This is a genomic window from Exiguobacterium alkaliphilum (assembly GCF_018138125.1).
In the GTDB taxonomy this organism is placed as follows: Bacteria; Bacillota; Bacilli; order Exiguobacteriales; family Exiguobacteriaceae; genus Exiguobacterium; species Exiguobacterium alkaliphilum.
Genome location: NZ_CP073101.1, coordinates 2274259 through 2298308, shown reverse-complemented (window position 1 = coordinate 2298308; position 24050 = coordinate 2274259). Strand labels below are relative to the sequence as shown.

Below are 24050 nucleotides of genomic sequence, written 5' to 3'. Positions count from 1 at the left end.
GAAAAAAATGAATTACTTTGATCACGCCGCCACGACCCCGATGCGTCCTGAAGTGCTCGAGGCGATGACGCCATACTTTCTAGAACAATACGGCAACCCGTCGAGCATCCATGGGATCGGACGGACGGCCCGGGCCGCGCTCGACGAGTCACGCCGCACGCTCGCCCGTTTCATCGGGGCGACGCCGAACGAGATCGTGTTCACGTCGGGTGGGACCGAGTCGGACAACTATGCGTTGTTCGGTGCGGCCGAGGCGAATGCGCATAAAGGGAAGCATCTCGTCACGACGAAAGTCGAGCATCACGCCGTCCTCCATGCGATGGAACAGCTTGAGCGCGATGGGTTCGACGTGACGTATCTCGACGTCGATTCGACGGGTGCTGTCTCGGTCGAGGCGGTTCGGGCGGCGCTACGGGACGATACGATTCTCGTCTCCGTCATGTATGGGAACAATGAGGTCGGCACGATTCAACCGATCGTGGAAATCGGTGAGGTGCTACGCGACCACCAAGCGCTCTTCCATACCGACGCCGTCCAAGCACTCGGGACGGAAACGATTGACGTCAAGGCGCTCGGTGTCGATTTATTGTCGGCCTCGGCCCATAAAATCAACGGGCCGAAAGGTATCGGTTTTCTTTTTATGAAAACAGGTGTAAAATTAGCGACGCGTTCTTTTGGTGGCCAACAAGAACGGAAACGTCGAGCCGGCACGGAAAACGTTCCGGGTGCCGTCGGATTCAAAACAGCAGCAGCGCTCATCATGGCCGAGCGTTCAGAGCGGGTGGCCGAGTATCATCAGTTGGCCGAGACGTTGCTTCAGCGTCTCGACCTTCTCGGGGTGGACTATGAGGTGAACGGTGCGAACCGTCTGCCGCATATCGTCAACTTGTACCTACCGGGCATCGACCTCGAACCGTTCCTGATCATGATGGACATGCGTGGCGTCGCCATCTCGAGCGGAAGCGCCTGCACGGCCGGGTCGATTGAACCATCGCACGTCTTGACGGCCATGTTCGGCGCGTCGGAGCGGACGAAACAATCGGTCCGGATCAGTTTCGGACAAGGCAATACGATGCACGACGTGGAGCAACTCGCGGAACGGCTTGCTGATGTCGTCTCGACATTCACGAACGGAGTGAGGAAATGAATTTACGAACGAAAGCCCCTGGAGAGACGACGGTCGTCGTCGGGATGTCAGGCGGCGTCGATTCATCGGTGACGGCCCATCTTTTAAAAGAGCAAGGGTACAACGTCATCGGAATCTTTATGAAAAACTGGGACGACACGGACGAAAACGGTGTGTGTACCGCAACCGAAGACTATGAAGACGTCATCGCCGTGGCGAACCAAATCGGAATCCCGTATTATGCGGTCAATTTCGAGAAAGAATATTGGAACCGCGTGTTCGAATATTTCTTGGCCGAGTATCGTCTTGGCCGGACACCGAACCCGGACGTCATGTGTAACAAGGAAATCAAGTTCAAGGCGTTCCTTGATCATGCGCTCCGCCTCGGTGCCGACTTCGTCGCGACGGGCCATTATGCACGCGTCGACTACGTCGACGGTGAACACCGTCTCTTGCGCGGAAAAGACGACAATAAAGACCAAACCTACTTCTTGAACCAGTTGTCCCAAGACCAGCTCGCACGGACGATGTTCCCAATCGGGCATATGGACAAGAAAGACGTCCGCGTCATCGCCGAAGAGGCGGGCCTCGCGACGGCGAAGAAGAAAGACTCGACGGGCATCTGCTTCATCGGCGAGCGGAACTTCAAAGAGTTCCTCTCGGAGTATTTGCCGTCACAACCAGGCGAGATGCAGACGCTCGACGGTGTCGTCAAAGGGCGTCACGACGGGCTCATGTATTACACGCTCGGTCAACGCCATGGTCTCGGCATCGGTGGCGACGGGGACCCGTGGTTCGTCGTCGGCAAGAACGTCAAGGAGAACATTTTGTACGTCGGCCAAGGGTTCCATCACGACGCGCTCTATTCAGACGCGCTCCTCGCCTCGAAACTGTCGTGGACGGGTACCGTTCCAGCAACGGAGTTCCGGGCGACGGCGAAGTTCCGCTACCGTCAACAAGACGTACCGGTGACAATCGCGCCGCTCGAGAACGGCGAAGTGCTCGTCAAGTTCGACGAGCCGCAACGCGCCATCACGCCAGGCCAGGCCGTCGTCTTCTATGACGGCGATATCTGCCTCGGCGGTGCGACGATTGATGAAGCGTATCGATCTGGAAAACGACTCGACTATATCGGATGAGGTGATGACGATGAACGCAAACGAATTAGGCATCCAAGCGATGCAGCAAGGCGAGTTTGAACAAGCGGCGAAGCAGTTCAACGCTGCGATTGAAGCCGCCCCCGCGGACCCGACCGGTTACGTCAACATGGGGACGCTCCTTCAAGCGATCGGGGACCACGAGCGGGCCGTCGTCTTTTACGACAAGGCGCTCGAACTCGACAACGCGTTCGGCGCGGCCCACTATGCGAAAGGCGCACTCGCCTATGAGCTCGAGCAGCTCGACTTGGCCGAGGCGTCACTTCGCCAGGCGCTCCTTGCCGGGATGAACGACGCGGACCTGCACTTCATGCTCGGTTTGACGTACAAGGCGATGGGCGACTTCGTCCGCGCCTTGCCACGTCTGAAGGAAGCGCAAGCACAGTCGCCAGAAGACGTCGAGATTTCGTTCCAGTACGGACTCGCGCTCGCACAGAACGAACAGCTCGATTTGGCCGTCGAGGCGCTCGAGCACACGCTCGACCTCGACGCGAGCCACACGGACGCGCGCTACAACTTGGCGATTGCCTATGCGTTCCTCGGTGAACAAGACAAGACGTACGCCGAGCTCGAACGTGTGCTCGAATTGCAACCGGACCACGCGCTCGCGTATGACGCGAAAGCGAAAATGGACGAGTTGCTCGGGAACTAAATGTTAAAAAAGCCTTTGCGATTTGAACTGCTCCCCGTCAAGTAGACAGGGCAAATAATGAAAACCAAACTAGGCGGCTTGAGTCCTGTATTCGACAGGGCTCAAGCCGTTTAGCCGTTTCTGGAAACGGTCATGGTTGTAGAACGATATGTAGGCCTCGATGGCCGATGTGAGTTCGTTATAGGCCTGGAACTCACGCAGGTAGTACATCTCGACTTTCAGGGTGCCCCAAAAGCCCTCGATCGGGGCGTTGTCGATGCAACGTCCGACCCGGGACATGCTGTGGGTCAGCCCCGCGTCTTCCACCATGCGTTTGAACCCTCTCGATGTGTATTGATATCCTCGGTCACTATGGATCATCGGACTCGCTCCTGTACGGAGCCCCGCGATCGCTGGCATCATCGTCTGGAAGACGAGCGCGTTGTTGTTGGATTTCCCGATGCGATAGGCGACGATTGAGCCGTCATACAGGTCGATAATCGCGCTCAGATACGCCTTCCTCCCGGCGCCATATTTGAACTCGGTGACGTCGGTGCACCATTTCTCGTCCGGTCGTGACGCGCTGAATTCCCGGTTCATCAGGTTCTCGGCCACATGCTGCGGTGACGACTTTTTGTACCGCTTTCGTTTCTGGCGGATGACCGAACGGATCTCATGGATGCGCATGAGACGATAGATGCGCTTCTCGTTGTATGCCGGCAGGCCATGCTGGCGTCGTCTGCGATTGACCGTCATGGTGATCCGTCGATACCCGTAGGTCCCATTCACCTGGTCGTAGAGGAGACGGATGTCCTCCAGTAGACTCGAGTTTTCTTCCTCGCGTACCGAGACGGTACGTTTTAACCATTTATAATAGGCGGCCCGTGAGACCTGCGCGATCTCGCATAGGAGCACGACCGGGAACGTGTCGCTTGTCGACATTTCCTTGATGGCCATGTACCGCAATTGTAGCCGGATCTGGCTGATCAACCTCTCCTCTCGATCTCCTCTAACTTTTTTAGGAACAGATTCTCGGCCCGAAGGCGCTCATTCTCCCGTTCAATCTGTTGGATGCGACGTTCGAGCTTCTCCTCGTTGGTCAGTTCCTCTTCTTGCTTTGTCCGTCCGCGCCGGTCCTCGAGCCCGTGCACGCCGTCGGCGTCATATTTTTTCGTCCAGCCGTAGACCTGCTGGTACGACACGGCGAATATCTCGGCCGTCCTTTGATAGTTCCGTCCGTTGTCCAGGCAATACCTGACGATCTCCATGCGTTCCTCGAATGTTGTCTTTCTCCCTTTGGCCATAGCTCGATCCATCCCTTTTCTCGAATCTGTTAACTCGCTATGACCAGTATACTTCTTGATCCACCGATATAGAACCGACCAACTACTAATATGATATTTGGAGAGAACCTCCATTTTAGTGAACCCATCGAGATAGTCACGTACGGCCGCAATCTTCTGTTCCTTGGTGTAATGTTTCCATGTCTTCGACTCCTTCAACGCATCGATCCCACCGGTATCGAATTTCACTTTCCACACCCGGAGGGTATTCTCAAAGACGTGATGGGCCTCCTCGATTTCCTTCCAGGTGTATGTCCCTTCTTCCATCATACGTAGCGCACTCAGTTTTTGTTCAATCGAATGCCGACTTCTCGCCATAAAAAACACTCCCCGATAAGAATAAACAGATTTGTTATTTCATCTGTCTACCTATTGGGGAGCATATCAATTTTTTCGCAAAGGCTTTTTTGTTAGTCCCAATAGTGGAAGATGACGTTACCAATCGTCTCCGGCTCCCAATAGTCAATCTCTCCACGCTCTGCGTCGTTCAGAAACGGCTGCAGCGTCACGTCAAATCGTTCGTTCAACTCCGCCGCTATCGGAACTTGGTACGGTGTAGGAAACAGGTTAGTCAACTCGGGTACATCAATGTACTCGTACGAAAACGGTTCATACTTTGAGATACCGATGATGGGATAAGATCTACTGAGTAGCACATAGATGCTGCGTCCACGGATAGTGATCGTCGCTTGGTGGTAGTTCGGGGTGATCGAGTCTCCGAGAATGATGGTACACGTTCCACCTTTCTGACGAGCGTAATCGAAACAAATCGTTTGAAATAACCTTACTTCGGATCCAGGAGCCGGGCAGTCACCGTATGAGAATCCGGTGATGCATTCAGGTAGGATGAGTGTCATGCGAACAACCCTCCCAAGAACAAAACGAGACCGTTTATCGCGGAGAGGAGTACCGCCCCGACGATGGCGAGCGCATTCCACCAGATCGTTGTACCTGTACTTGCTTTTCTCACGCTATCAATCAAAACAAGTAGCGAAACGATGACAGACATGATTGTAAGAAAGAAGAACGAAGCGGGTCGATCGAGTAGAGGAAATGAATAGACTACAAAATAAAGTGAGTAAGTCCATAAACCTAAACCAATTACAAGCGATAGAGCGACATATCTCATGAAGCACAACCTTTTCCATTTTCTCTCATCATATCATGCGCCCCGTTCGACCTCTATTTATTTTATAGCTGTTTCGTCGTGATTTTCACCGGCTCCCCGCCGAACTTCTCATACGCCTCGTCCATATTTTTCGTATACAGCTCGATGACGTTTTTACTTGGATCTTTAAAGTAGGCGGAACGTTCTTTCCCGTTTACGGTCTCATCTTCGTCCCACGTCCGTAGCTTCGTCGGAATACCGGAATCGTTTAATACGTCGAGCGCCTGTTCAAAGGAATCCATCGGGACATAAAAAGCGCAATGGACGTGAGCGCCTCCTTCGTCATACAACGTCTCCCATTCGGTTACGTCTCGTCGTCGGTTCGCGTCTTCTTCTTCTGTGAAGTCGCGCTTTAACCATAGCCCGAGACGCGTGTTACCGCCGACGTATAACCACGTCGCCCAAGGCTCGTCCGCGTGTTCTTGCGCCTCGCTCGGTTCGGCGTCGTCACCGACCCATTGTTCGACGATTGGGAGACCGAGCTTTCCATGCCAAAAGTCTACGGCTTCGGCCATGTCGGTCACTTCTAGTACGAGTTCACATAGTCCGGTTACCGGGATTCGTTTTGTCATGTGTCATTCCTCCTTCATAGGTTCACTCGAACAGTTCCCCGTTTGATTAGCTGAAAAACGTGCGTAGCCGTCCGAATGTTCGGGAAATGCATAAGGGATAATAGGGAGGAGAGACATTATGCGAATCATCAGTCTACTAAGCGTTATCTTATTTTTTGTCGTTGAATGGTTCGTGCTTGGGCGCATGTTCACCGCGATCGACAACCGATTGGCGGCAGGGGAATGGACGAATAACGTGTTCTATCGCGTCATCATCGAATCGGAACGGGCGACGACGACGTTGCTCATCTTGTTTGCGACGTTTTTCGTCATCGGGCTTCTTATGCATTGGTTGCTTTCGACGATTCGGTCGTTCCGCCAATCGCTTGGCGTCGTCGGCATCGGATGGACGGTCCCGCTCGCGCTCGCCATCATCGCGTGGATCGTCCCGAACCCGTATATCCAACTCGGGCTACTCGTCTTGCAATTCTCGTTCATTCCGCTCATCCCGTTCATCGGCCAAACGTTGCGGCTCGGACACGTCGTCTTGAACTGGGGGATTCACATCGCAGCGAGCGGGCTCGTCCTGCTCATTCAACGCCCTTCGCTTGAAAAGCTGTTCCGGGTCGAGCGGACCGAGCTGCTCGAACGCTTACAAGGCTACGTCAATACAGGCGAACTGGAACGGTTCGAACGGTTGCTCGAACGAGTCGACGTGGCCCAACTCGAGCGCTTGTTCAATACAGTCGACATCGACCAGCTCGAGCGGCTGTTGAATCGGGTCGACATCGACCAATTGATTCGCATCTTTGAACGGGTCAACCTCGACCAACTCGAGCGCATCCTCAACTTGTTCGGTTAGGCCATTTGTTCTCCTCTTCCGAATCGGGCTATAATGGGGGATGGAAAACTAGCTGGGGGTGGCTCACATGATGGCAGCACCTTACGAGTTGACAGGAAAAGTCATCCGCGTCCTGTTTCAATCGGAAGAAGAAGCGCATACGATCGCGCTTGTACGTATAAAAGAAAAAAACTTTGAGACTGACGAGACCGAGATGGTCATCGCCGGGGTCGGTGTCGGAATCGAGAAGGGCGAGACGTATAAGGCGCACGGCCGTCTCGTCGATCATCCACGGTTCGGCAAACAGATGAAGGCGGATTGGATTCGCCGCGTCGTCCCGATGACGAAACGAGCGGCCGTCCGCTTTTTGACGAACGGTTCGTTCCCGGGCATCGGGCAAAAGACGGCGCAAAAGATCGCCGACACGCTCGGTGACGACTGCATCGACCAAATCGTCAAACATCCGAGCGTCCTCTCGAACGTCGACGGATTGAAAGAGAAACAAGCCCGTGTCATCACGGAACGGTTGAACGTCTTGTATGGCGTCGACCAATTGCTGTTGTTCTTGGCCCCGTTCGACGTGACGCCACGGCTCGCCTCGAAGATTCATAAAGAATATGAAGGACGGGCGATGGAGACGATCGAGAAGAACCCTTATGCGCTCATGTACGATGTGCCAGGAATCGGCTTCAAGACGGCCGACGCCATCGCGGCATATTTTGGCATTCAAGGCATCCATCCGGAGCGGATCGCCGCCGCCGTCTTGTACGTGCTCGAACTCGAGCAAGGGAACGGGCACTTGTTCGTCACGTCGGACCAGCTCCACCGTGAGATGCCACGTATCATTGGCGGTGACCCGGGCGATGCGCTCGTGGCCGCGCTCGAGACGCTCGCCCAAGACGAACGCATCATCGTTGAAGATGGGGTCGTCTACCATCCTCGCGTGTATCGGGCTGAACGAAAAGCGGCCGAAGAACTTGCCCGCATCATGTCGACCTCGACGACGGAAGACGTCGATATGGCGACAATTTTCGATGCCGTCGGTCGCGTCGAGGAGATGTTCTCCATCGAGTACGCGAAACAACAGCGCGAGGCAATCGAGCTCGCGTTGAAATCGCCGCTCATGGTGCTTACCGGCGGACCGGGAACGGGGAAGACGACGGTCGTGCGCGGGATTATTCACGCGCTGAGCGACGTCTTCGACTGGAAACTTGAACCGGTACCGAACCAGCCGTTCCCGTTCGTCCTCGCCGCACCGACCGGACGGGCCGCGAAACGGCTCAGTGAATCGACCGGGCTCCCGGCTTCGACGATTCACCGGTTGTTAAAGTTCGATGGCAGTTCGTTCCAAGTCGATGACACGAACCCGCTCGTCGGGAAAGTGCTCATCGTCGACGAGGCGTCGATGATTGACATCTTCTTGTTCCGGAGCCTGCTCCGGGCCGTGCCGAACGGGATGAAGATTCTTTTCGTCGGTGACCGCGACCAACTCCCTTCGGTCGGGCCTGGTCAAGTGCTCGCCGATTTGATGTCGACCGACGGTATCCCGGTCGTCCGTCTCGATGTCGTCCATCGGCAGGCGTCCGAGTCGAGCATCCTCCGTTTGGCGCATGCGCTCAACGCGAAACAGATGCCGGACGACTTACTGGCGGCGCTCCCGGACCGGCGCTTCTATACGGCGAACCAAGAGACGGCGCTCCAAGCGATCTGTCAGATGGCCGGGGCTGCACTCCGAAAAGGCTATTCACCGTTTGATATCCAGATTCTTGCGCCGACGTATCGTGGCGTCTGCGGCATCGATGGACTGAACGAGGCGCTTCAAAACGTGTTCAATCCGAAGTCGGCGGCGAGGGAAGTGAAGCACGGTAACCGGACGTATCGGAACGGGGACAAAGTGCTCCAGCTCGTCAATAACGCCGAGGAGAACGTCTATAATGGGGACATCGGGGAGATCACAAACATCTTTTACGCGAAAGAGAACGTCGACAAGGTCGATAAGATTTACATCCGCTTCGACCAAATCGAGGTCGAGTACAATCGGAGCGAATGGGACCAGTTCACCCACGCCTACGCCATCACGATCCATAAGTCACAAGGGTCCGAGTTCCCGATCGTCCTCATGCCCGTCTTCTTCAACGGTGGGTTCCGCTCGTCGCGCAACTTGATTTATACGGCCGTCACGCGCGCGAAGAAGAGTTTACTCCTCTTCGGCGACGTTCGCGCACTCGAAGCGGCGACACGGGAAGAAGAGCCGGTGCGCCGGACGAAGCTCGTTGAACGGCTCGGCGGCAAGTCTTGACGAACGCTTGAACACGTGTGATAATGACCAATAGAAAACTGAAACGATTAAAGACGATGAAAGAACCGAGTACGTCGTCACCGCCTCATCAGAGACATCTTCCTAGGCTGCGAGAAGATGGGGGTCGGCCGACCGAAGCTAGTCTGGAGTCCCCACTCATCCTGGGCGCCTCATCCACGTTATCGGATGTTCGAGGCACGGCTTTGCCGTGCGAACGAGGGTGGTACCACGAAGCGATGCTTTCGTCCCTTTCCATAGGGATGGACATCGCTTTTTTTCGTTTCGTTCAGAATAAGGAGGAATTGTTGATGAAACCGCTCAAACCATTAACTGGCGCACAGATTCGCCAAATGTATTTAGATTTCTTCAAATCAAAAGGACATTCGGTCGAACCGAGCGCTTCGCTCGTACCGGTCGAGGACCCGACACTGCTTTGGATCAACTCGGGCGTCGCGACGCTTAAAAAATATTTCGATGGTCGCGTCATTCCAGCCAACCCGCGAATCGTCAACGCACAGAAGTCGATTCGGACGAACGACATCGAGAACGTCGGAAAGACGGCTCGTCACCATACGTTCTTCGAGATGCTCGGAAACTTCTCGGTCGGGGAGTACTTCCGTGAAGATGCGATCAAGTGGGGCTGGGAACTTCTCACGAGCGATGAGTGGTACGGACTCGACCCGGACCGCCTCTCCGTGACGATTCACCCGGAAGACGAAGAAGCGAAACGTATCTGGATCGAGCTCGGCGTTCCGGCTGACCGCATCATCCCGCTCGAAGAAAACTTCTGGGAAATCGGGGAAGGCCCGTCTGGCCCGAACACGGAAATCTTCTTCGACCGCGGCCCGTCGTTCGGTGACGACCCGACCGACCCGGAACTCTACCCGGGCGGCGAGAACGAGCGCTACCTCGAGATTTGGAACATCGTCTTCAGTCAGTTCAACCATGACGGGCACGGCAACTATACCGAGCTCCCACGGAAAAACATTGATACGGGGATGGGTCTTGAGCGAATGGCGAGCGTCATGCAAGACGTGCCGACGAACTTCGACACAGACCTGTTTATGCCGATTATTCGCGAGACAGAGAAAATCAGCGGCGAGACGTATCGTGCTGACAGCAGTAAAGACGTGGCGTTCAAAGTCATAGCCGACCATATCCGGACTGTGTCGTTCGCGATCGGGGATGGTGCGCTTCCATCGAACGAAGGCCGTGGCTACGTGCTCCGTCGTCTCCTCCGTCGTGCCGTTCGTTACGCGAAGATGCTCGGAATCGAGCGTCCGTTCATGTACGAGCTCGTCGACGTCGTTGGGGACATCATGGTCGACTTCTACCCTGAGGTCCGTGAGAAGAAAGACTTCATCAAGAAAGTCGTCAAAAACGAAGAAGAACGGTTCCACGAGACGCTTCATGACGGTCTTGCCATCTTGAATGAAGTCGCGAAAGCGCAAAAAGCGGCAGGTTCGAACGTCATTAGCGGTGAAGACGCGTTCCGTCTTTACGACACGTACGGCTTCCCGCTCGAGTTGACGATCGAGTACGCGGAAGACCATAACCTCTCGGTTGACGAGGAGGGCTTCAAACAAGCGATGAACGCACAGCGTGAGCGGGCCCGCATGGCGCGCGCTGACGTCGAATCGATGCAAATCCAATCGGGTGTACTCGCAGACATCACGCTCGAATCGTCGTTCATCGGCTATACGAATCTCGGTACAGAGGCGAAAATCGTCAGCTTGATTCATGACGGTGAGCTCGTCGACGTCGTCGCAGCCGGAGAGGAAGCCCAAGTCATCCTCGACCAGACGCCATTTTATGCGGAGAGCGGCGGTCAAATCGGTGACAAAGGTCAAATCGTCGGGTCGGACTTCGTCCTTCACGTCAAAGACGTCTCGAAAGCGCCGAACGGTCAAAACTTGCATACGGTCACGGTCACGTCGGGCATCGCTAAGGCGGAAGTCGCAGTGACGGCAACGGTCGATAAAGACGCACGTCAAGCGATTATCAAGAACCACACGGCGACACACTTGTTGCATCGTGCCTTGAAAGACACGCTCGGCGAGCACGTCAACCAAGCCGGTTCCCTTGTGACGGCGGATCGTCTCCGCTTCGACTTCTCGCACTTCGGTCAAGTGACGGCAGAAGAGCTTCAGGCGATTGAACGTCAAGTGAACGAACGCATCTGGGCATCGATTGGTGTCGACATCGAAGAGATGAACATCGCCGACGCGAAAGCGAAAGGTGCGATGGCGCTCTTCGGTGAGAAGTATGGGGACGTCGTCCGCGTCGTCGCGGCCGGAGACTCGGTCGAGCTTTGCGGTGGTTGCCACGTCGGCAACACGGCTGAAATCGGACTCTTCAAAATCTTGTCGGAGTCAGGGATCGGTGCCGGTACACGACGCATCGAGGCCGTCACAGGAGCGGGCGCATACGAAGTCATGAACCAGCAAATCGAGACGCTCGAATCGGCAGCAAAACTGCTCAAGACAAAACCGCTTGAAGTGCCGACACGTGTCCAGGCGCTCCAAACCGAGTTGAAAGACGTGGAACGTGCGAACGAGTCGCTCAAAGCGAAGCTCGCGAACATCGAAGCGGCGTCACTCACGGATGCGCTTGAAACGATTCAAGGGGTCCAGTTGATTGCCAAACGCGTCGACGGCCAAGACATGGACGCGCTCCGCGGCATGGTCGATGAGTTGAAAGGCAAGCTCGGCTCAGCCGTGATCATCCTCGGCTCGGCGAACGGCGACAAAGTCAATCTCGTCGCCGGTGTGACGAAAGACTTGAACGACCGTGGCTTCCACGCCGGAAAACTGATTAAAGAAGTCGCGACACGTTGCGGTGGCGGCGGTGGCGGTCGCCCTGATATGGCGCAAGCCGGAGGCCGTGATGCGACAAAACTCGATGAAGCATTGAAGTTTGCTTCACATTACGTCGAATCACTGGCATAATAGAATGTGAAGTGCAAACGGAAAGAGGTGGATTCTTGTGAGCCAAATGGATCGCACGATGCAATTCAATTTTCCAGAAGATGATAATCGAGCCAACACTCGGGAGACACTGATCACGGTGTATAAAGCGCTCGAGGAAAAAGGCTACCAACCGATCAATCAAATCGTCGGATATTTGTTGTCAGGTGACCCTGCCTACATCCCGCGTCATAACGATGCGCGAAACTTGATTCGCAAAATCGAACGAGACGAACTGCTCGAAGAGCTGGTCAAATCGTATTTGAACGATCGTAGAGAGGATTAATATGAAGCGAGTCATGGGGCTTGATGTCGGGTCGAAGACGATTGGGGTCGCCGTGAGCGACCTCATGGGCTGGACGGCACAAGGTGTGGAGACGGTCTACTGGACCGAGCCGGACTTTGACGAGGCCGTCCGCCTGCTCCGACCAATCATCGAGCAGTACGAAGTGAAAGAAGTCGTTGTCGGTCTCCCGAAGAACATGAACGGGACGATCGGGCCGCGAGGCGAGGCGTCAGAGGCGTTTGCCGCTGCCCTCACCGAGGCCACGGGCTTACCGACGATTTTAGTCGATGAGCGCCTGACGACGATGCAAGCGGAGCGGATGCTCATCTCAGCAGACGTCAGCCGCAAAAAGAGAAAAGCGGTCATCGACAAGATGGCGGCGGTCATGATTTTACAAAACTACCTGGATCGTTCAGGGAAATAAGGAGGAATTACTCATGGCAGAAATCCGTCGTGAAGAAGAAATGTACCGTATTCCAGATGAAAATGGAGACGAGCATTTATTTGCAGAAATTTTCCGGATGACGAGCGACCGCTCGAAGAAGACGTTTGTCGTTCTCGAGCCGGTTGGCAACCCGGAGACAGAAGATGAAGATACAATCGAAGTATACGCGTTCGAAATCGAAGAACTTGAAGATGGCGAATTCATCTTGAAGCTCGTCGAAGACGATGACGACTTCGAAGAAGTCATGGAAGCATTCGACATCGTCAACGACGAAGTCGGTTTAGACTAATACGTGGACGGGCGGCTAGGGGAAACCCTCGTCGCCCATCTTCATAAAAGAAGAACAGGGGAGAACATGCATGAACTATTCATCGATGTCAGATGAGAAGCGTGCACGAAGCCGGATCGTTCGTCGTATCACGGTGATTATCCTTGCTGTCTTTCTTCTTGTCATCGCCACCGGTGCTGCCGTCTCGTACGCATTCGTAAAACGGTCACTTGAGCCCGTGGACCCGACATCGACTGAAACGGTCGAAGTCGAGGTGCCACTCGGTGCAGGCTCAGGGTACATTGGCGAACTACTCGAAGAGAATGGACTCGTGAGGAATAGCACGATTTTCCGTCTTTACACACGGTTTAAAAATGAATCATCGTTCCAAGCGGGGACGTACACGTTATCCCCGTCACAGTCGCTTGACGAGATGATCGCAACGCTGAAGACCGGCAAAGTGATCGTCGTTCCAGATATCCGATTGACAATTCCAGAAGGGTTCACGATTGACCAAGTCATCAAACGGCTTGCGAACGTCGCTGAGATTCCAGAAGAAGAAATTTCGGCTCAATTGAGTGACAAGGAGTATATCGCTTCTCTTGTCGCGGAACACGAGATGTTGACAGACGAAGTGTTAGCGGAAGGCATTTACCATCCGTTAGAAGGTTACTTGTTCCCGGCAACGTACGAGTTCGATAAAGGGGTCACGCTCACGCAGATCATCGATGAGATGTTAAAGCCGACCGAACAGCTCTACAACGAGAACAAGGCGGCGCTCGAAGCAGCGGGACGGACGTTCCATGAGACGCTCGCGCTCGCGTCAGTCGTCGAAAAAGAAGCGGTCTCGACGGAAGACCGTCAAGAGATCGCCGGTGTGTTCGAAAACCGTCTAGCGGACGGCATGCGGCTCCAGTCGGACCCGACCGTTTGGTACGGGACGGGAGAGACGTCGATCTTCACATCGTTCAACGACTTACAAAACGATTCGCTTTATAACACGTACAAGTATGCCGGCATCCCGATCGGTCCAATCGCATCGGTCAGCCGGGACGCGTTCGCCGCGACGCTCAACCCGAACGACACAGCAAACTTCTATTTCTATGCACGGCCGCCTCGTGAGGGGTTCCCGAACGGCGAAGTATTGTTTGAAGTGACGTACGAGGAACACCAGCAGAACGTGAACCAGTACCGTCCGGAATGGGAAGCGTTCGAAGCAGCAAACAACAATTGACGGCATCGACCGGAAGCACTCGCTTCCGGTCGTTTGAATGAATAGAGAGGTAGAGGTGTCAGAAAGTGGAACATGCATCCTATGAAGGCTATGTGGAACAGTTGGTCACGCCTCGGTCGCCGCTCTTAGCGGAGATGGAGGAGTTCGCCCGCATCCATCACGTGCCAATCATGGACTTGACCGGGTCGGAAGTGCTGTTGTCGCTCCTCGCGATGCAGCGTCCGGTCCGGATTCTTGAGGTCGGGACGGCCATCGGCTATTCGGCCATCCGGATGGCGGAGCTGTTGCCGTCCGCTGAAATCGTCACGATCGAACGGAACGCGCGTCGCCATGAAGAGGCGTTATCGTTCATCGGTCGCTCTGACGTGAAGGACCGAATCACGGTCATCCATGGCGATGCCGTCGAGTTAATCGGTTCGATTGAAGGGCCGTTCGACGCCGTCTTCATCGATGCGGCGAAAGGACAGTATCAAAAGTTTTTCGATGGGTATGGCGCTTTAGTACCGATTGGTGGTACGATTTACAGCGATAATTTATTTTTACGAGGCGACGTCTTGCTTGAAGACGTGTCGGTGCTTGACCGCCGCCGCCGCAGGCTCGTCCGTCTCGTGAAAGAGTTTACTGAGCAATTGATGGCACGGACCGATTATCATACCGCAATTTTGCCCCTTGGTGATGGCCTAGCAATCAGTCGTAAATTACGATGAGGAGGATTCAACTTTGATGCAACATAAACCCGTCATTATCGGCGTGGCCGGGGGGACCGGGTCAGGAAAGACGACCGTTGCCCGCGCGCTCGTGGATGCGTTCAAAGGACAATCGGTCGTCATGATCGAGCAAGACGCGTACTATAAAGATCAATCGGAGATGACGATGGAGGAACGGTATAAGACGAACTATGACCACCCGTTCGCCTTCGACAACGATCTATTGATTGAGCATATTCAGCAGCTACAAGAGCACAGAGCGATCGAGAAGCCGGTATATGATTATGCGGCCCACACGCGCTCGGACAAGACGATTTTGATCGAACCGGTCGACGTCGTCATCGTCGAAGGGATTTTGGCGCTCGAGGACGACCGTCTCCGTGACTTGATGGACATTAAAGTGTTCGTCGATACCGATGCCGACGTCCGCATCTTACGCCGGATGCAACGCGACTTGAATGAGCGGGGCCGCTCGATCGACTCGGTCGTCGCCCAGTACACGAACGTCGTCCGTCCGATGCACTTGCAGTTTTGCGAGCCGACGAAGCGTTACGCGGATATCATCGTCCCAGAAGGCGGCGAGAACTTCGTCGCCATCGATTTGCTCGTGACGAAGATTCGTTGGGTGCTCACGGAGCGCAATCGCGCCTAATAAATAAATCGTTTTCAATTTATGCCTAGCTGTAATATACTAGGAGACAATGAAGGAGTGACAGAAATGGCTGAAAAACAACATTACATGACGTTAGACGGAAAAGCGAAAATCGAGAATGAATTGAACGAACTGAAGACGGTACGCCGTAAAGAAGTCGTTGAAAATATTAAAATCGCACGTGACTTCGGCGATTTGTCGGAGAACGCTGAGTACGACGCTGCAAAAGAAGAACAAGCGATGGTCGAAGGCCGAATCGCGCAACTTGAAGAGATGCTCCGGAACGCGGTCATCATTCAAGACGATGTGGCGGACAACTCGATGGTCGCGATCGGCAAGACGGTGACGTTCTTCATCCAAGAAGACAACGAAGATGAGACGTACACAATCGTCGGTGGCGCAGAGGCCGATCCGTTCACAGGCAAAATCTCGAACGAATCACCAATCGCGAAGGCGCTTCTTGGCCGTACGGTCGGGGATGTCGTCAACGTACAGACACCTGGCGGCGACATGGTCGTCGAAATCAAAGAAATCAAGTAACGCAAACGAGCGACATCCATTTGGACGTCGCTCTCTTTCTGAGGAGGAATGGACATGAAAATCGGGATTATCGGAGCAATGGAAGAAGAAGTGAACTTGCTTCGTAACGAATTGACAGAGCGTACGGACACGGAGATCGCGAGCTATCACTTCTATGAAGGCTACCTCGGCAACGTCGAGGTCGTCATTTTGAAGTCGGGCATCGGGAAAGTGAACGCGGCCATCGGCACGACGCTTCTCATCGACAAGTTCAAGCCGGACGTCGTCATCAACACCGGCTCAGCGGGCGGTTTCAAAAAAGGAATGAAAGTCGGAGACGTCGTCGTCTCGACAGAAGTAAGACATCACGACGTCGACGTGACGGCGTTCGGTTACGAGTACGGACAAGTACCAGGCATGCCAGCGGCGTATCCGGCTGATGCGCGACTCATGGACGTCTGTAAAGAAGTGATTGAGAACTTGCCTGACGTGAACGTGCATACCGGACTCATCGTCACAGGGGATTCGTTTATCAACGACTCGAAACGTGTCGCCGAGATTCTCGGACATTTTGACGGTGTCGCCGCCGTCGAGATGGAAGCCGCGCCGATCGCCCAGACGTGCTATCAGTTCGGTGTCCCGTTCGTCGTCACGCGCTCCATCTCGGATAGTGCTGACGAGGAAGCGAATTTGTCGTTTGATGAATTTTTAGAAACGGCTTCGATTAACTCTGCGAAAATGGTCATGGCCGTGACGAAACGACTCGGTCAAGGTGAATAATTGAGAGGGATGCGTTGACATCCCTTTTTTATTCCCTTATATTAGTACCAGATACTAAGAATAGGGGTCATCATTATGAACATTGGGATCATCGGCATCGGTTCGTTCCTTCCGACAAACCGTGTCACGAACGTCGATTTGGAAAAACGAATGGATACGAGCGACGAATGGATTCGGACCCGGACGGGGATTGAAGCGAGACACTTGGCCGATTCGGATTTGACGGTAGCCGACATGGCCACCCACGCAGCGGAACGTGCACTTAAGAGCGCGGGCGTCTCAATCGAAGATATCGACGCCATCGTCTGTGCGACCGCGACAGCACCGTCATTCCCAGCGACCGCGTGTCTCGTCCAAGCGAACCTTGGCGCCAAGCGTGCCGTCGCCTTCGACGTCAGCGCGGCTTGTAGCGGCTTCATCTTCGCGATGGATACGGCGAAAGGCTTGATGGCGTCGAAAGGCTTTAAAAAGACGCTCGTCATTGGCGCCGAGAAGATGGGCAATCTCATCGATTGGGACGATCGATCGACGGCCGTCTTGTTCGGAGACGGGGCCGGTGCCGTCGTCTTAGGCGAGGACGAGGTCGCCTCGGTCGACTCCATCATTCTCGGCAGCGACGGGACGGGTGGGAAGTATTTATATGAGAACGACGAAGGCAAAATTGTTATGAACGGTCGCGAAGTGTTCAAGTTCGCCGTCCGTAAAATGCCAGACATCGTCGTCGAGGCGCTCGAACAAGCAGGCAAGACGATTCAAGATATGGACGTGCTCGTCCCGCACCAAGCGAACCGCCGTATCATCGAGGCGGCGATCGAGCGGTTAGGGCTAGCTGAAGAGAAAGTCGTCGTCACGATTCAAGACCATGCGAACACGTCGGCCGCCTCAATCCCGCTCGCACTTGCCGAGGCGGTGAAGAGCGGAAAAATCACGGCCGGTCAGACGGTCGTCATCGCCGGCTTCGGTGCCGGGCTCACTTGGGGAGCGAGCTGTTTAACTTGGAATAACGCTAACATCACGGAGGAGATTAGGACATGAAACGAGTAGTCATTACAGGGTTAGGTGTTGTATCACCGCTAGGCAACGACGTCAACGAGATGTGGGGACGGTTATTGAACGGGGACAACGCCGTCGACACGTTGACAAAGATCGATATCGACCAATATCCGGCAAAAGTCGGGGCCGAGGTCAAGTCGTGGGACATCAGCCATTTGGTGGAGCCAAAAGAGATCCGCAAGATGGACTCGTTCATTCAATACTCGATTTTAGCAGCAGACGCCGCCCATAAAGATAGCGGCCTCGACGTAGCGGCCATCCCGAATCAAGTCGGAACGTGGATTGGGAGCGGCATTGGCGGGGTCGAGACGATCGACAAACAGTCGACGGTCCTTCACGAACGTGGACCGCGCCGCATCAGCCCGTTCTTCATCCCGATGATGATTCCGAACATGGCGAGCGGCCAAGTGTCGATTTATCTCGGGGCGAAAGGGCCGAGCAACTGTTCGGTCACAGCATGTGCGTCGGGGACGAACTCGATTGGGGAAGCGTTCCGCGTCATTCAGCGCGGCGACGCGCTCGCGATGTTCGCCGGCGGTGCGGAAGCACCGATCACGCCACTCTCGTTCGCAGGATTCTGTGCGAACAAGGCGCTGTCGACAAACCCGGACCCTGAGACGGCATGTCGTCCGTTCGATGAGAACCGAGACGGCTTCATCATGGGCGAGGGTGCCGGCGTGCTCGTTCTCGAGGAATACGAGCATGCGAAAGCGCGTGGCGCGAAGATTTATGCGGAAGTCGTCGGTTACGGCATGAGCTCGGACGCGTACCACATCACGGCACCGTCACCAGAAGCCGAAGGCGGTTCGAAAGCGATGAGTGAGGCGCTTCGTGACGCGGGCATTCGCCCGGAGGACGTTCAATACATCAACGCTCACGGTACGAGCACACCGCTCAACGATATGCTTGAGACGAAAGCGATTCGGAACGTGTTCGGGGAACACGCCGACAACCTCGCGGTCAACTCGTCGAAATCGATGATCGGGCATTTGCTCGGGGCAGCAGGCGGCGTCGAGGCCGTCATCACGGCGTTGTCGATTCATGAAGGCAAGATTCACCCAACGATCAACTGTGCGTCACCTGCACCCGACTGTGACCTCGACTACGTTCGAGACGGAAATCGGGAACTTGACATCCAATATGCACTTAGTAACTCACTTGGCTTCGGGGGCCACAACGCGACGCTCGCGTTCGCGAAAGTGACAGACTAATAGTAGAAATTCGTTACAGAAACGGGTAGGGTATAAGGGTTGGACTAACAGAGAGGAGAATGCGTGATGAAACGATTTTTCATCGGTGCCGCCTTGTTAGTTTCAGTCCTTATCCTTTTTTTCTTTCTTTGGAACGGACAACGAGACGCGGCAAAAGAACTAGCACCACCTGAAGAGCAAGTCGTGAGGATTCACGGGGAGACGCTCCCGGAGCAACCGAACGTATTGCTCGCCATCGACCCGAGTTCGCAGACGATTTTATCGCATTTATATGAAGGATTATATCGTTTCGGGAAAGACGGGATGATCGAGCCGGGGCTCGTGGAAACGATGGCGCGCTCGGACGACGGGACGACATATACGTTCACGTTAAAGGACAGTCAGACGTCAAGCGGAGAAGCCGTCACGGCGGAAACGTTCGTCAATCATTTCCGGACGCTCGCAGACGATGATACGAATTCGCCGTTCAGTTTCTTCTTAGAAGATGTCGTGAACGGGAAAGCGGTCAGCCTCGGCACGGCAGAGCCGGAGACGCTCGGCGTGACGGCGATCGATGATTCGACACTTGAAGTGACCCTCGAGCGACCGATGGAAGGGTTCGAGGAAATACTCGCCATGCCGGCCTTCTTGCCACAGCCGGCGGTTGGCGAATGGACTGCGCTTGACGGCAATGGCCCGTTCCATATCGAGTCGATGGACGCGGCACAAGTGACGCTCGTGAAAAATGAGAACTATCACGCGGCAGAGGACGTCACGATCGAACGCGTCGTCGTCCGAACGGAAACGGCGCTCGCGACTGAAACGAACGGGATGCATCCTGTCCCGTATGGAACCGATGAGGCCGATCTCGAGTCATGGGAAGGGAAACTCGTCGACATCCCGCGTAGCGGCATCTTCTATTTGAAGCCAAACGTCGAAGAGTATCCGTTCGACGATGTGGAATTTAGACGGAGCCTTGCTCTCGCCGTCGATCGGGACGCGATTTCACCGAAACTCGCCCGGGCCGAACGAACGACTGAACGCTTGCTCGTCATCGATGAGACGGAAGCGAACACGACCGTTGATGGAGAAGCGGTCGAGACGTTCGAGTCCGTAAAGGAACGGTTGCAGCAAGAAACGATTGAGATTGGGCTTCTCAGTTTCGTCGATGATGAAGCAAGACAAATTGCCCAGTCCATCAAACAAAATCTTGAGCAACTCGATGAGCTCACCGTCAACATCGTCGAACTTCCGCTCGGCGAGAAAGTTAGGAAAGAAGTCGCAGGGGACTATGCGATTTCGTTATCCGGGTGGCAGCCAGATTATCCGTCGCTCCGTGCTTATTTGACCCAGTTCGAGACGGACAACGTGTTAAATTCGAGCGGCTATGCAGACGACACGTTCGACCGACTGATGACAGAAGCGCAGGCGACCGAGTCGAAACAAGCACGCGACGAAGCGTATCGTCAAGCCGAACGACACTTGCTTGAACAAGCCGTCGTTATTCCAATCTATCAAGCTGGAAGAACGTATGCCGTCGATGACCAATATGAGGAAATCGGTTTTCCAGTCATCGGTCCTTCGTACGTCCTACATTTTTCGAAAGTATATAAAAAATGAGTAAAAAGCCCGTCTATTTAGGCGGGCTTTTCGACTATGGTAAAAATTTTTTAGAAAAATCAAAATAAATACTTTGCAAAATTATCAGAATATTGTATTATTGCTTCAACGGGATTGTGGTAGCAAATTTTGTAAAGTGAAAAATGACTGAATTTTCTACCATCGTTCATTCTGTTAAACCGAAAAAAATCAGGGGGTCATCGCAATGAATAAGAAAAAAGGTTTTGCTTTAGCAACGTCAGTAACGCTCATCTCGAGTGCGTTTCTAGCAGCTTGCTCGGGTGGGGAAGATACAACAAACAACGAAACAGGTTCAAACGGATCTGGTTCAGAAGGTACGCCGGATGAAGCGCAAGTCCTCAACTTGCTCGAAGGTTCAGATATTCCTTCACTAAACCCGACGCTCGCTACTGACTCAGTATCGTTCAACGTATTGAACAACGTTATGGAAGGTCTTTATCGCATGGACGAAGAAGACAACCCAACACCAGGTATGGCTGAGTCGCACGAAGTATCAGAAGACGGCTTGACGTACACGTTCAAAATCCGTGAAGGCGCTACTTGGTCTAACGGAGAGCCTGTAACGGCTAACGACTTCGAATACGGTTGGAAAGAAGTACTCAACCCAGACAACGGTTCACAATATGCTTACGTTATGTCAGTCATCGAAGGCGCTGAAGCTTACAACTTAGGCGAAGGCGAGCGTGACGCTGTCGGTGTCACAGCTGTCGACGAGCAAACACTTGAAGTTAAATTGACAGCTCCGGCTGATTACTTCCTCGGCCTCACAAGCTTCGGCGTATTTATGCCTAAACTTGAGTCGTTCGACCAAGAGCAAGGCGAGAACCTCGGTACGTCTGCAGAGACAACTCTTTACAACGGACCGTTCAAACTCGAAAGCTGGGAGCGCGAACAAGGCTGGAAAATGGTTAAAAACGAAGAGTACTGGGATGCAGAATCAGTCAAACTTGACGAGATCAACTTCCGCGTCGTTAAAGAAGTCCAAACGGGCGTTAACTTGTACGAAAACGGTGACGTTGACCGCACTGGCTTGACTTCTGAGCTCGTTGCCCAGTTCCAAGACAGCGAAGACTTCTCAACTGTCGTTGAACCTACACTCTTCTACCTCCAATTCAACTCGGCTGTAGAAGCGCTTGACAACCAAAACATCCGTAACGCGATCGATCGCGCATACGATAAAGCAGCAATCTCAGAGACGCTCCTCGCGAACGGATCGATTCCTGCGAACTACCTCGTACCGAAAGACTTCGTAACAGGTCCTGACGGCAACGACTTCCGTGACATCAATGGAGACATCGGTGGCTACGACCCAGAAGAAGCGAAGCAACTTTGGGAAGCTGGTCTTGAAGAGCTCGGTACAGACACAGTTGAACTTGAGTTCTTGAACTATGACTCAGAGACTGCGAAGCAAATCGGTGAGTTCATTAAAGGTGAACTCGAGAAGAACCTCGAAGGAATCTCTGTCACAATCAAGCAACAACCGTTCAACAACAAACTTGACCTTGAAAGCAAAGGCGAATTCGAAATGTCGTTCGCTGGTTGGGGACCTGACTACCAGGATCCAATGACGTTCGTTGACCTCTTCGTCACTGACGGACCATACAACCGTGGTAAGTGGTCGAATGAAGAATTCGATGCCCTCATCGAGTCTGCGAAATCAAGCACAGATGCTGAGCAGCGTTGGGCTGACCTCGCGGCAGCAGAGAAAATCGTTCTTGAAGAGAGCGCAATCTCACCAGTTTACCAACGTGGATCGGCTCGTCTTACGAAGCCATACGTCAAAGACATCGTTGAACACGCGTTCGGCGCTGACTACTCGTACAAGTGGGCTTACATCGAAGGCAAAGAATAATCAAATATTTTCAAAAGAGAGACAGGGACGCCTGTCTCTCTTTTTTTATGCGATAAAAAACCGTCACCACGATGTTGGTGACGGTTTTGGTTACTTCACTTTGGCGCGTTTACGGCTGAGACCCATCGCTTTCTCGATTTTTGCGAGATTCTTGTTCGCGACCGCTTCTGCTTTCTCGCGTCCAGCATCCAGGATTGCATCGAGTTCGGCTGAATCGACAAGTTCATAATAACGGGCTTGAATCGGTTCGAGTAACGAGACGACGGCTTCAGCAACATCTTGTTTGAACGTTCCATAATTCGAGTCTTTATAGCGCTCGACGAGTTCGTCGAGCGGTGTGTTCGTCGAGAGCGAATAGATTTCGAGCAAGTTCGAGATGCCCGGCTTGTTCTCGCGGTCGAAACTAATGACACCGCTCGAATCGGTCACGGCACTCTTGATTTTTTTACGGATGACGTTCGGCTCATCGAGCATCGAGATATAGCCTTTTGCGTTCGCATCGGACTTCGACATCTTCTTCACAGGATTCGTCAAGCTCATGATGCGGGCGCCTTCTTTTTGAATGAGCGGCTCCGGAATCGTGAACGTCTCATAGTAGCGTTTATTGAACCGCTCCGCCAAATCGCGCGTCAGCTCGACATGCTGCTTTTGATCATCGCCGACCGGGACGAGCTCGGTGCCATACAGGAGGATGTCCGCTGCCATGAGTGTCGGATAGATGAACAGACCAGCCCCGACGTTATCGCCGCCTTGCGATTTGTCTTTATATTGCGTCATTCGTCCGAGTTCGCCCATGCCAGAAATACATGTCAACATCCAGCCGAGCTGGGCGTGCGCTTTCACTTCTGATTGAACGAAAATCGTCGCTTTCTCAGGGTCGAGCCCGCACGCGAGATAAAGCGCTGCGAGTTTCCGTGTGTTGTCCATCAGTTCAAGACGGTCAAGCGGGACGGTGATGGAGTGAAGATCGACGACGCAGTAAAATGCATCGTGCTCGTCTTGAAGATCGACGAACTGTTTCATCGCCCCTAAGTAGTTCCCGAGCGTCACGACGCCGGTCGGTTTAATGCCTGAAAAGATTTTTGCCATGATTGCACCTCCAAAGAATATAAAAAACCGCGGTCTCCCGCCCGAATAATCGGGACGAATAACCGCGGTGCCACCCAAATTTGCATGCTTCCATGCCACTTGAACGCGTTAACGGGCGTGAGCCGTCTCGCCATACTCAAATTTCAGGCGAACCATTCCAAAGTCCATTCAACCGAATCACTTCCATCTACTCGCAGCAACGTAGACTCTCTGGGGGAAGGGGGTTCGATTTACTTGTCTTCTTCATCATGT

At 53.8% G+C, this 24050-nt stretch carries 22 protein-coding genes and 1 other annotated feature (1 of these 23 running past the window's edge); of the genes, 18 read left to right on the top strand and 4 right to left on the bottom strand.

Features of this window, described 5'->3' with window-relative positions; all coding sequences use genetic code 11:
- Nucleotides 1–7 precede the first annotated feature (7 nt).
- From KB235_RS11870 to KB235_RS11860, 3 genes are read left to right on the top strand one after another with little or no spacing between them, the layout of a single operon-like run.
- Nucleotides 8–1147: a cysteine desulfurase family protein gene (locus tag KB235_RS11870; RefSeq protein ID WP_211779732.1), complete on the top strand. Its 1140-nt coding sequence runs from the start codon at nt 8–10 to the stop codon at nt 1145–1147.
- A complete protein-coding gene (gene mnmA / locus KB235_RS11865; protein ID WP_211779731.1) occupies nt 1144–2265 on the top strand; it encodes a tRNA 2-thiouridine(34) synthase MnmA in 1122 nt (373 codons plus the stop codon). The genes KB235_RS11870 and mnmA overlap by 4 nt, the downstream gene beginning before the upstream one ends.
- A 10-nt stretch (nt 2266–2275) precedes the next feature.
- Nucleotides 2276–2935 (top strand): tetratricopeptide repeat protein, encoded by a 660-nt coding sequence (locus KB235_RS11860; RefSeq protein WP_211779730.1) that lies wholly within the window; start codon nt 2276–2278, stop codon nt 2933–2935.
- A 69-nt stretch (nt 2936–3004) separates the two neighbouring features.
- On the opposite strand, the gene KB235_RS11855 is transcribed toward KB235_RS11860, so the two are convergent.
- From KB235_RS11855 to KB235_RS11845, 3 genes are all read right to left on the bottom strand, one after another.
- Nucleotides 3005–4575 (bottom strand): IS3 family transposase gene (locus KB235_RS11855; RefSeq protein WP_211779729.1). Its coding sequence is split into 2 segments (ribosomal slippage): nt 3005–3936 and nt 3936–4575, totalling 1572 coding nucleotides; the frame shifts between segments, so codons are not numbered across the junction.
- A gap of 92 nt (nt 4576–4667) precedes the next feature.
- Nucleotides 4668–5114 (bottom strand): hypothetical protein, encoded by a 447-nt coding sequence (locus KB235_RS11850; protein WP_211779728.1) that lies wholly within the window; start codon nt 5112–5114, stop codon nt 4668–4670.
- A gap of 334 nt (nt 5115–5448) precedes the next feature.
- Nucleotides 5449–5997: a VOC family protein gene (locus KB235_RS11845; protein ID WP_211779727.1), complete on the bottom strand. Its 549-nt coding sequence runs from the start codon at nt 5995–5997 to the stop codon at nt 5449–5451.
- Between the two features lie 118 nt (nt 5998–6115).
- Here KB235_RS11845 and KB235_RS11840 point away from each other — a divergent pair, with 118 nt between their 5' ends.
- The 15 genes from KB235_RS11840 to KB235_RS11770 all read left to right on the top strand — a co-directional run bounded on the left by KB235_RS11840 (nt 6116) and on the right by KB235_RS11770 (nt 22709).
- Nucleotides 6116–6838, top strand: a complete 723-nt coding sequence (locus KB235_RS11840; protein WP_211779726.1) for a hypothetical protein — start codon at nt 6116–6118, stop codon at nt 6836–6838.
- A gap of 67 nt (nt 6839–6905) precedes the next feature.
- On the top strand, nt 6906–9116 hold the full coding sequence (gene recD2 / locus KB235_RS11835; RefSeq protein ID WP_211779725.1) for an SF1B family DNA helicase RecD2: 2211 nt from the start codon (nt 6906–6908) through the stop codon (nt 9114–9116).
- A 308-nt stretch (nt 9117–9424) separates the two neighbouring features.
- Nucleotides 9425–12064 carry an alanine--tRNA ligase gene (gene alaS / locus KB235_RS11830; RefSeq protein WP_211779724.1) on the top strand — a complete coding sequence of 880 codons (2640 nt, stop codon included), beginning with the start codon at nt 9425–9427 and terminating at the stop codon, nt 12062–12064.
- Nucleotides 12065–12101: 37 nt separating this feature from the next.
- Nucleotides 12102–12368, top strand: coding sequence for an IreB family regulatory phosphoprotein (locus KB235_RS11825; RefSeq protein WP_024369914.1), 267 nt, complete (start codon nt 12102–12104; stop codon nt 12366–12368).
- A gap of 1 nt (nt 12369) precedes the next feature.
- A complete protein-coding gene (gene ruvX, locus KB235_RS11820) occupies nt 12370–12792 on the top strand; it encodes a Holliday junction resolvase RuvX (protein ID WP_024369915.1) in 423 nt (140 codons plus the stop codon).
- A 13-nt stretch (nt 12793–12805) separates the two neighbouring features.
- Entirely contained in the window at nt 12806–13102 is a 297-nt protein-coding gene (locus KB235_RS11815; protein WP_024369916.1) for a DUF1292 domain-containing protein, read from the top strand.
- A gap of 70 nt (nt 13103–13172) precedes the next feature.
- Nucleotides 13173–14315, top strand: coding sequence for an endolytic transglycosylase MltG (mltG, locus tag KB235_RS11810; RefSeq protein ID WP_211779723.1), 1143 nt, complete (start codon nt 13173–13175; stop codon nt 14313–14315).
- Nucleotides 14316–14380: 65 nt separating this feature from the next.
- On the top strand, nt 14381–15022 hold the full coding sequence (locus tag KB235_RS11805) for an O-methyltransferase (protein ID WP_211779722.1): 642 nt from the start codon (nt 14381–14383) through the stop codon (nt 15020–15022).
- Nucleotides 15023–15038: 16 nt separating this feature from the next.
- Complete coding sequence (gene udk, locus KB235_RS11800) at nt 15039–15674, top strand: uridine kinase (RefSeq protein ID WP_211780965.1); 636 nt, start codon at nt 15039–15041, stop codon at nt 15672–15674.
- A 66-nt stretch (nt 15675–15740) separates the two neighbouring features.
- Nucleotides 15741–16214, top strand: coding sequence for a transcription elongation factor GreA (gene greA, locus KB235_RS11795; protein WP_029595793.1), 474 nt, complete (start codon nt 15741–15743; stop codon nt 16212–16214).
- A 54-nt stretch (nt 16215–16268) separates the two neighbouring features.
- Entirely contained in the window at nt 16269–16973 is a 705-nt protein-coding gene (gene mtnN, locus KB235_RS11790; RefSeq protein WP_211779721.1) for a 5'-methylthioadenosine/S-adenosylhomocysteine nucleosidase, read from the top strand.
- 75 nt (nt 16974–17048) lie between these two features.
- Nucleotides 17049–18008 carry a beta-ketoacyl-ACP synthase III gene (locus KB235_RS11785; protein WP_211779720.1) on the top strand — a complete coding sequence of 320 codons (960 nt, stop codon included), beginning with the start codon at nt 17049–17051 and terminating at the stop codon, nt 18006–18008.
- The gene (gene fabF, locus KB235_RS11780) at nt 18005–19237 is read left to right on the top strand and encodes a beta-ketoacyl-ACP synthase II (RefSeq protein WP_034809614.1); all 1233 of its coding nucleotides are present in this window, start codon (nt 18005–18007) and stop codon (nt 19235–19237) included. Before KB235_RS11785 ends, fabF begins: the two co-directional genes overlap by 4 nt.
- Before the next feature lie 66 nt (nt 19238–19303).
- Nucleotides 19304–20836 (top strand): peptide ABC transporter substrate-binding protein, encoded by a 1533-nt coding sequence (locus KB235_RS11775; RefSeq protein WP_211779719.1) that lies wholly within the window; start codon nt 19304–19306, stop codon nt 20834–20836.
- Nucleotides 20837–21041: 205 nt separating this feature from the next.
- Entirely contained in the window at nt 21042–22709 is a 1668-nt protein-coding gene (locus KB235_RS11770) for a peptide ABC transporter substrate-binding protein (protein ID WP_211779718.1), read from the top strand.
- A gap of 90 nt (nt 22710–22799) precedes the next feature.
- On the opposite strand, the gene trpS is transcribed toward KB235_RS11770, so the two are convergent.
- A complete protein-coding gene (trpS, locus tag KB235_RS11765) occupies nt 22800–23798 on the bottom strand; it encodes a tryptophan--tRNA ligase (protein ID WP_211779717.1) in 999 nt (332 codons plus the stop codon).
- A gap of 47 nt (nt 23799–23845) precedes the next feature.
- Nucleotides 23846–24050, bottom strand: a binding site (T-box leader); it runs 4 nt beyond the window's last position.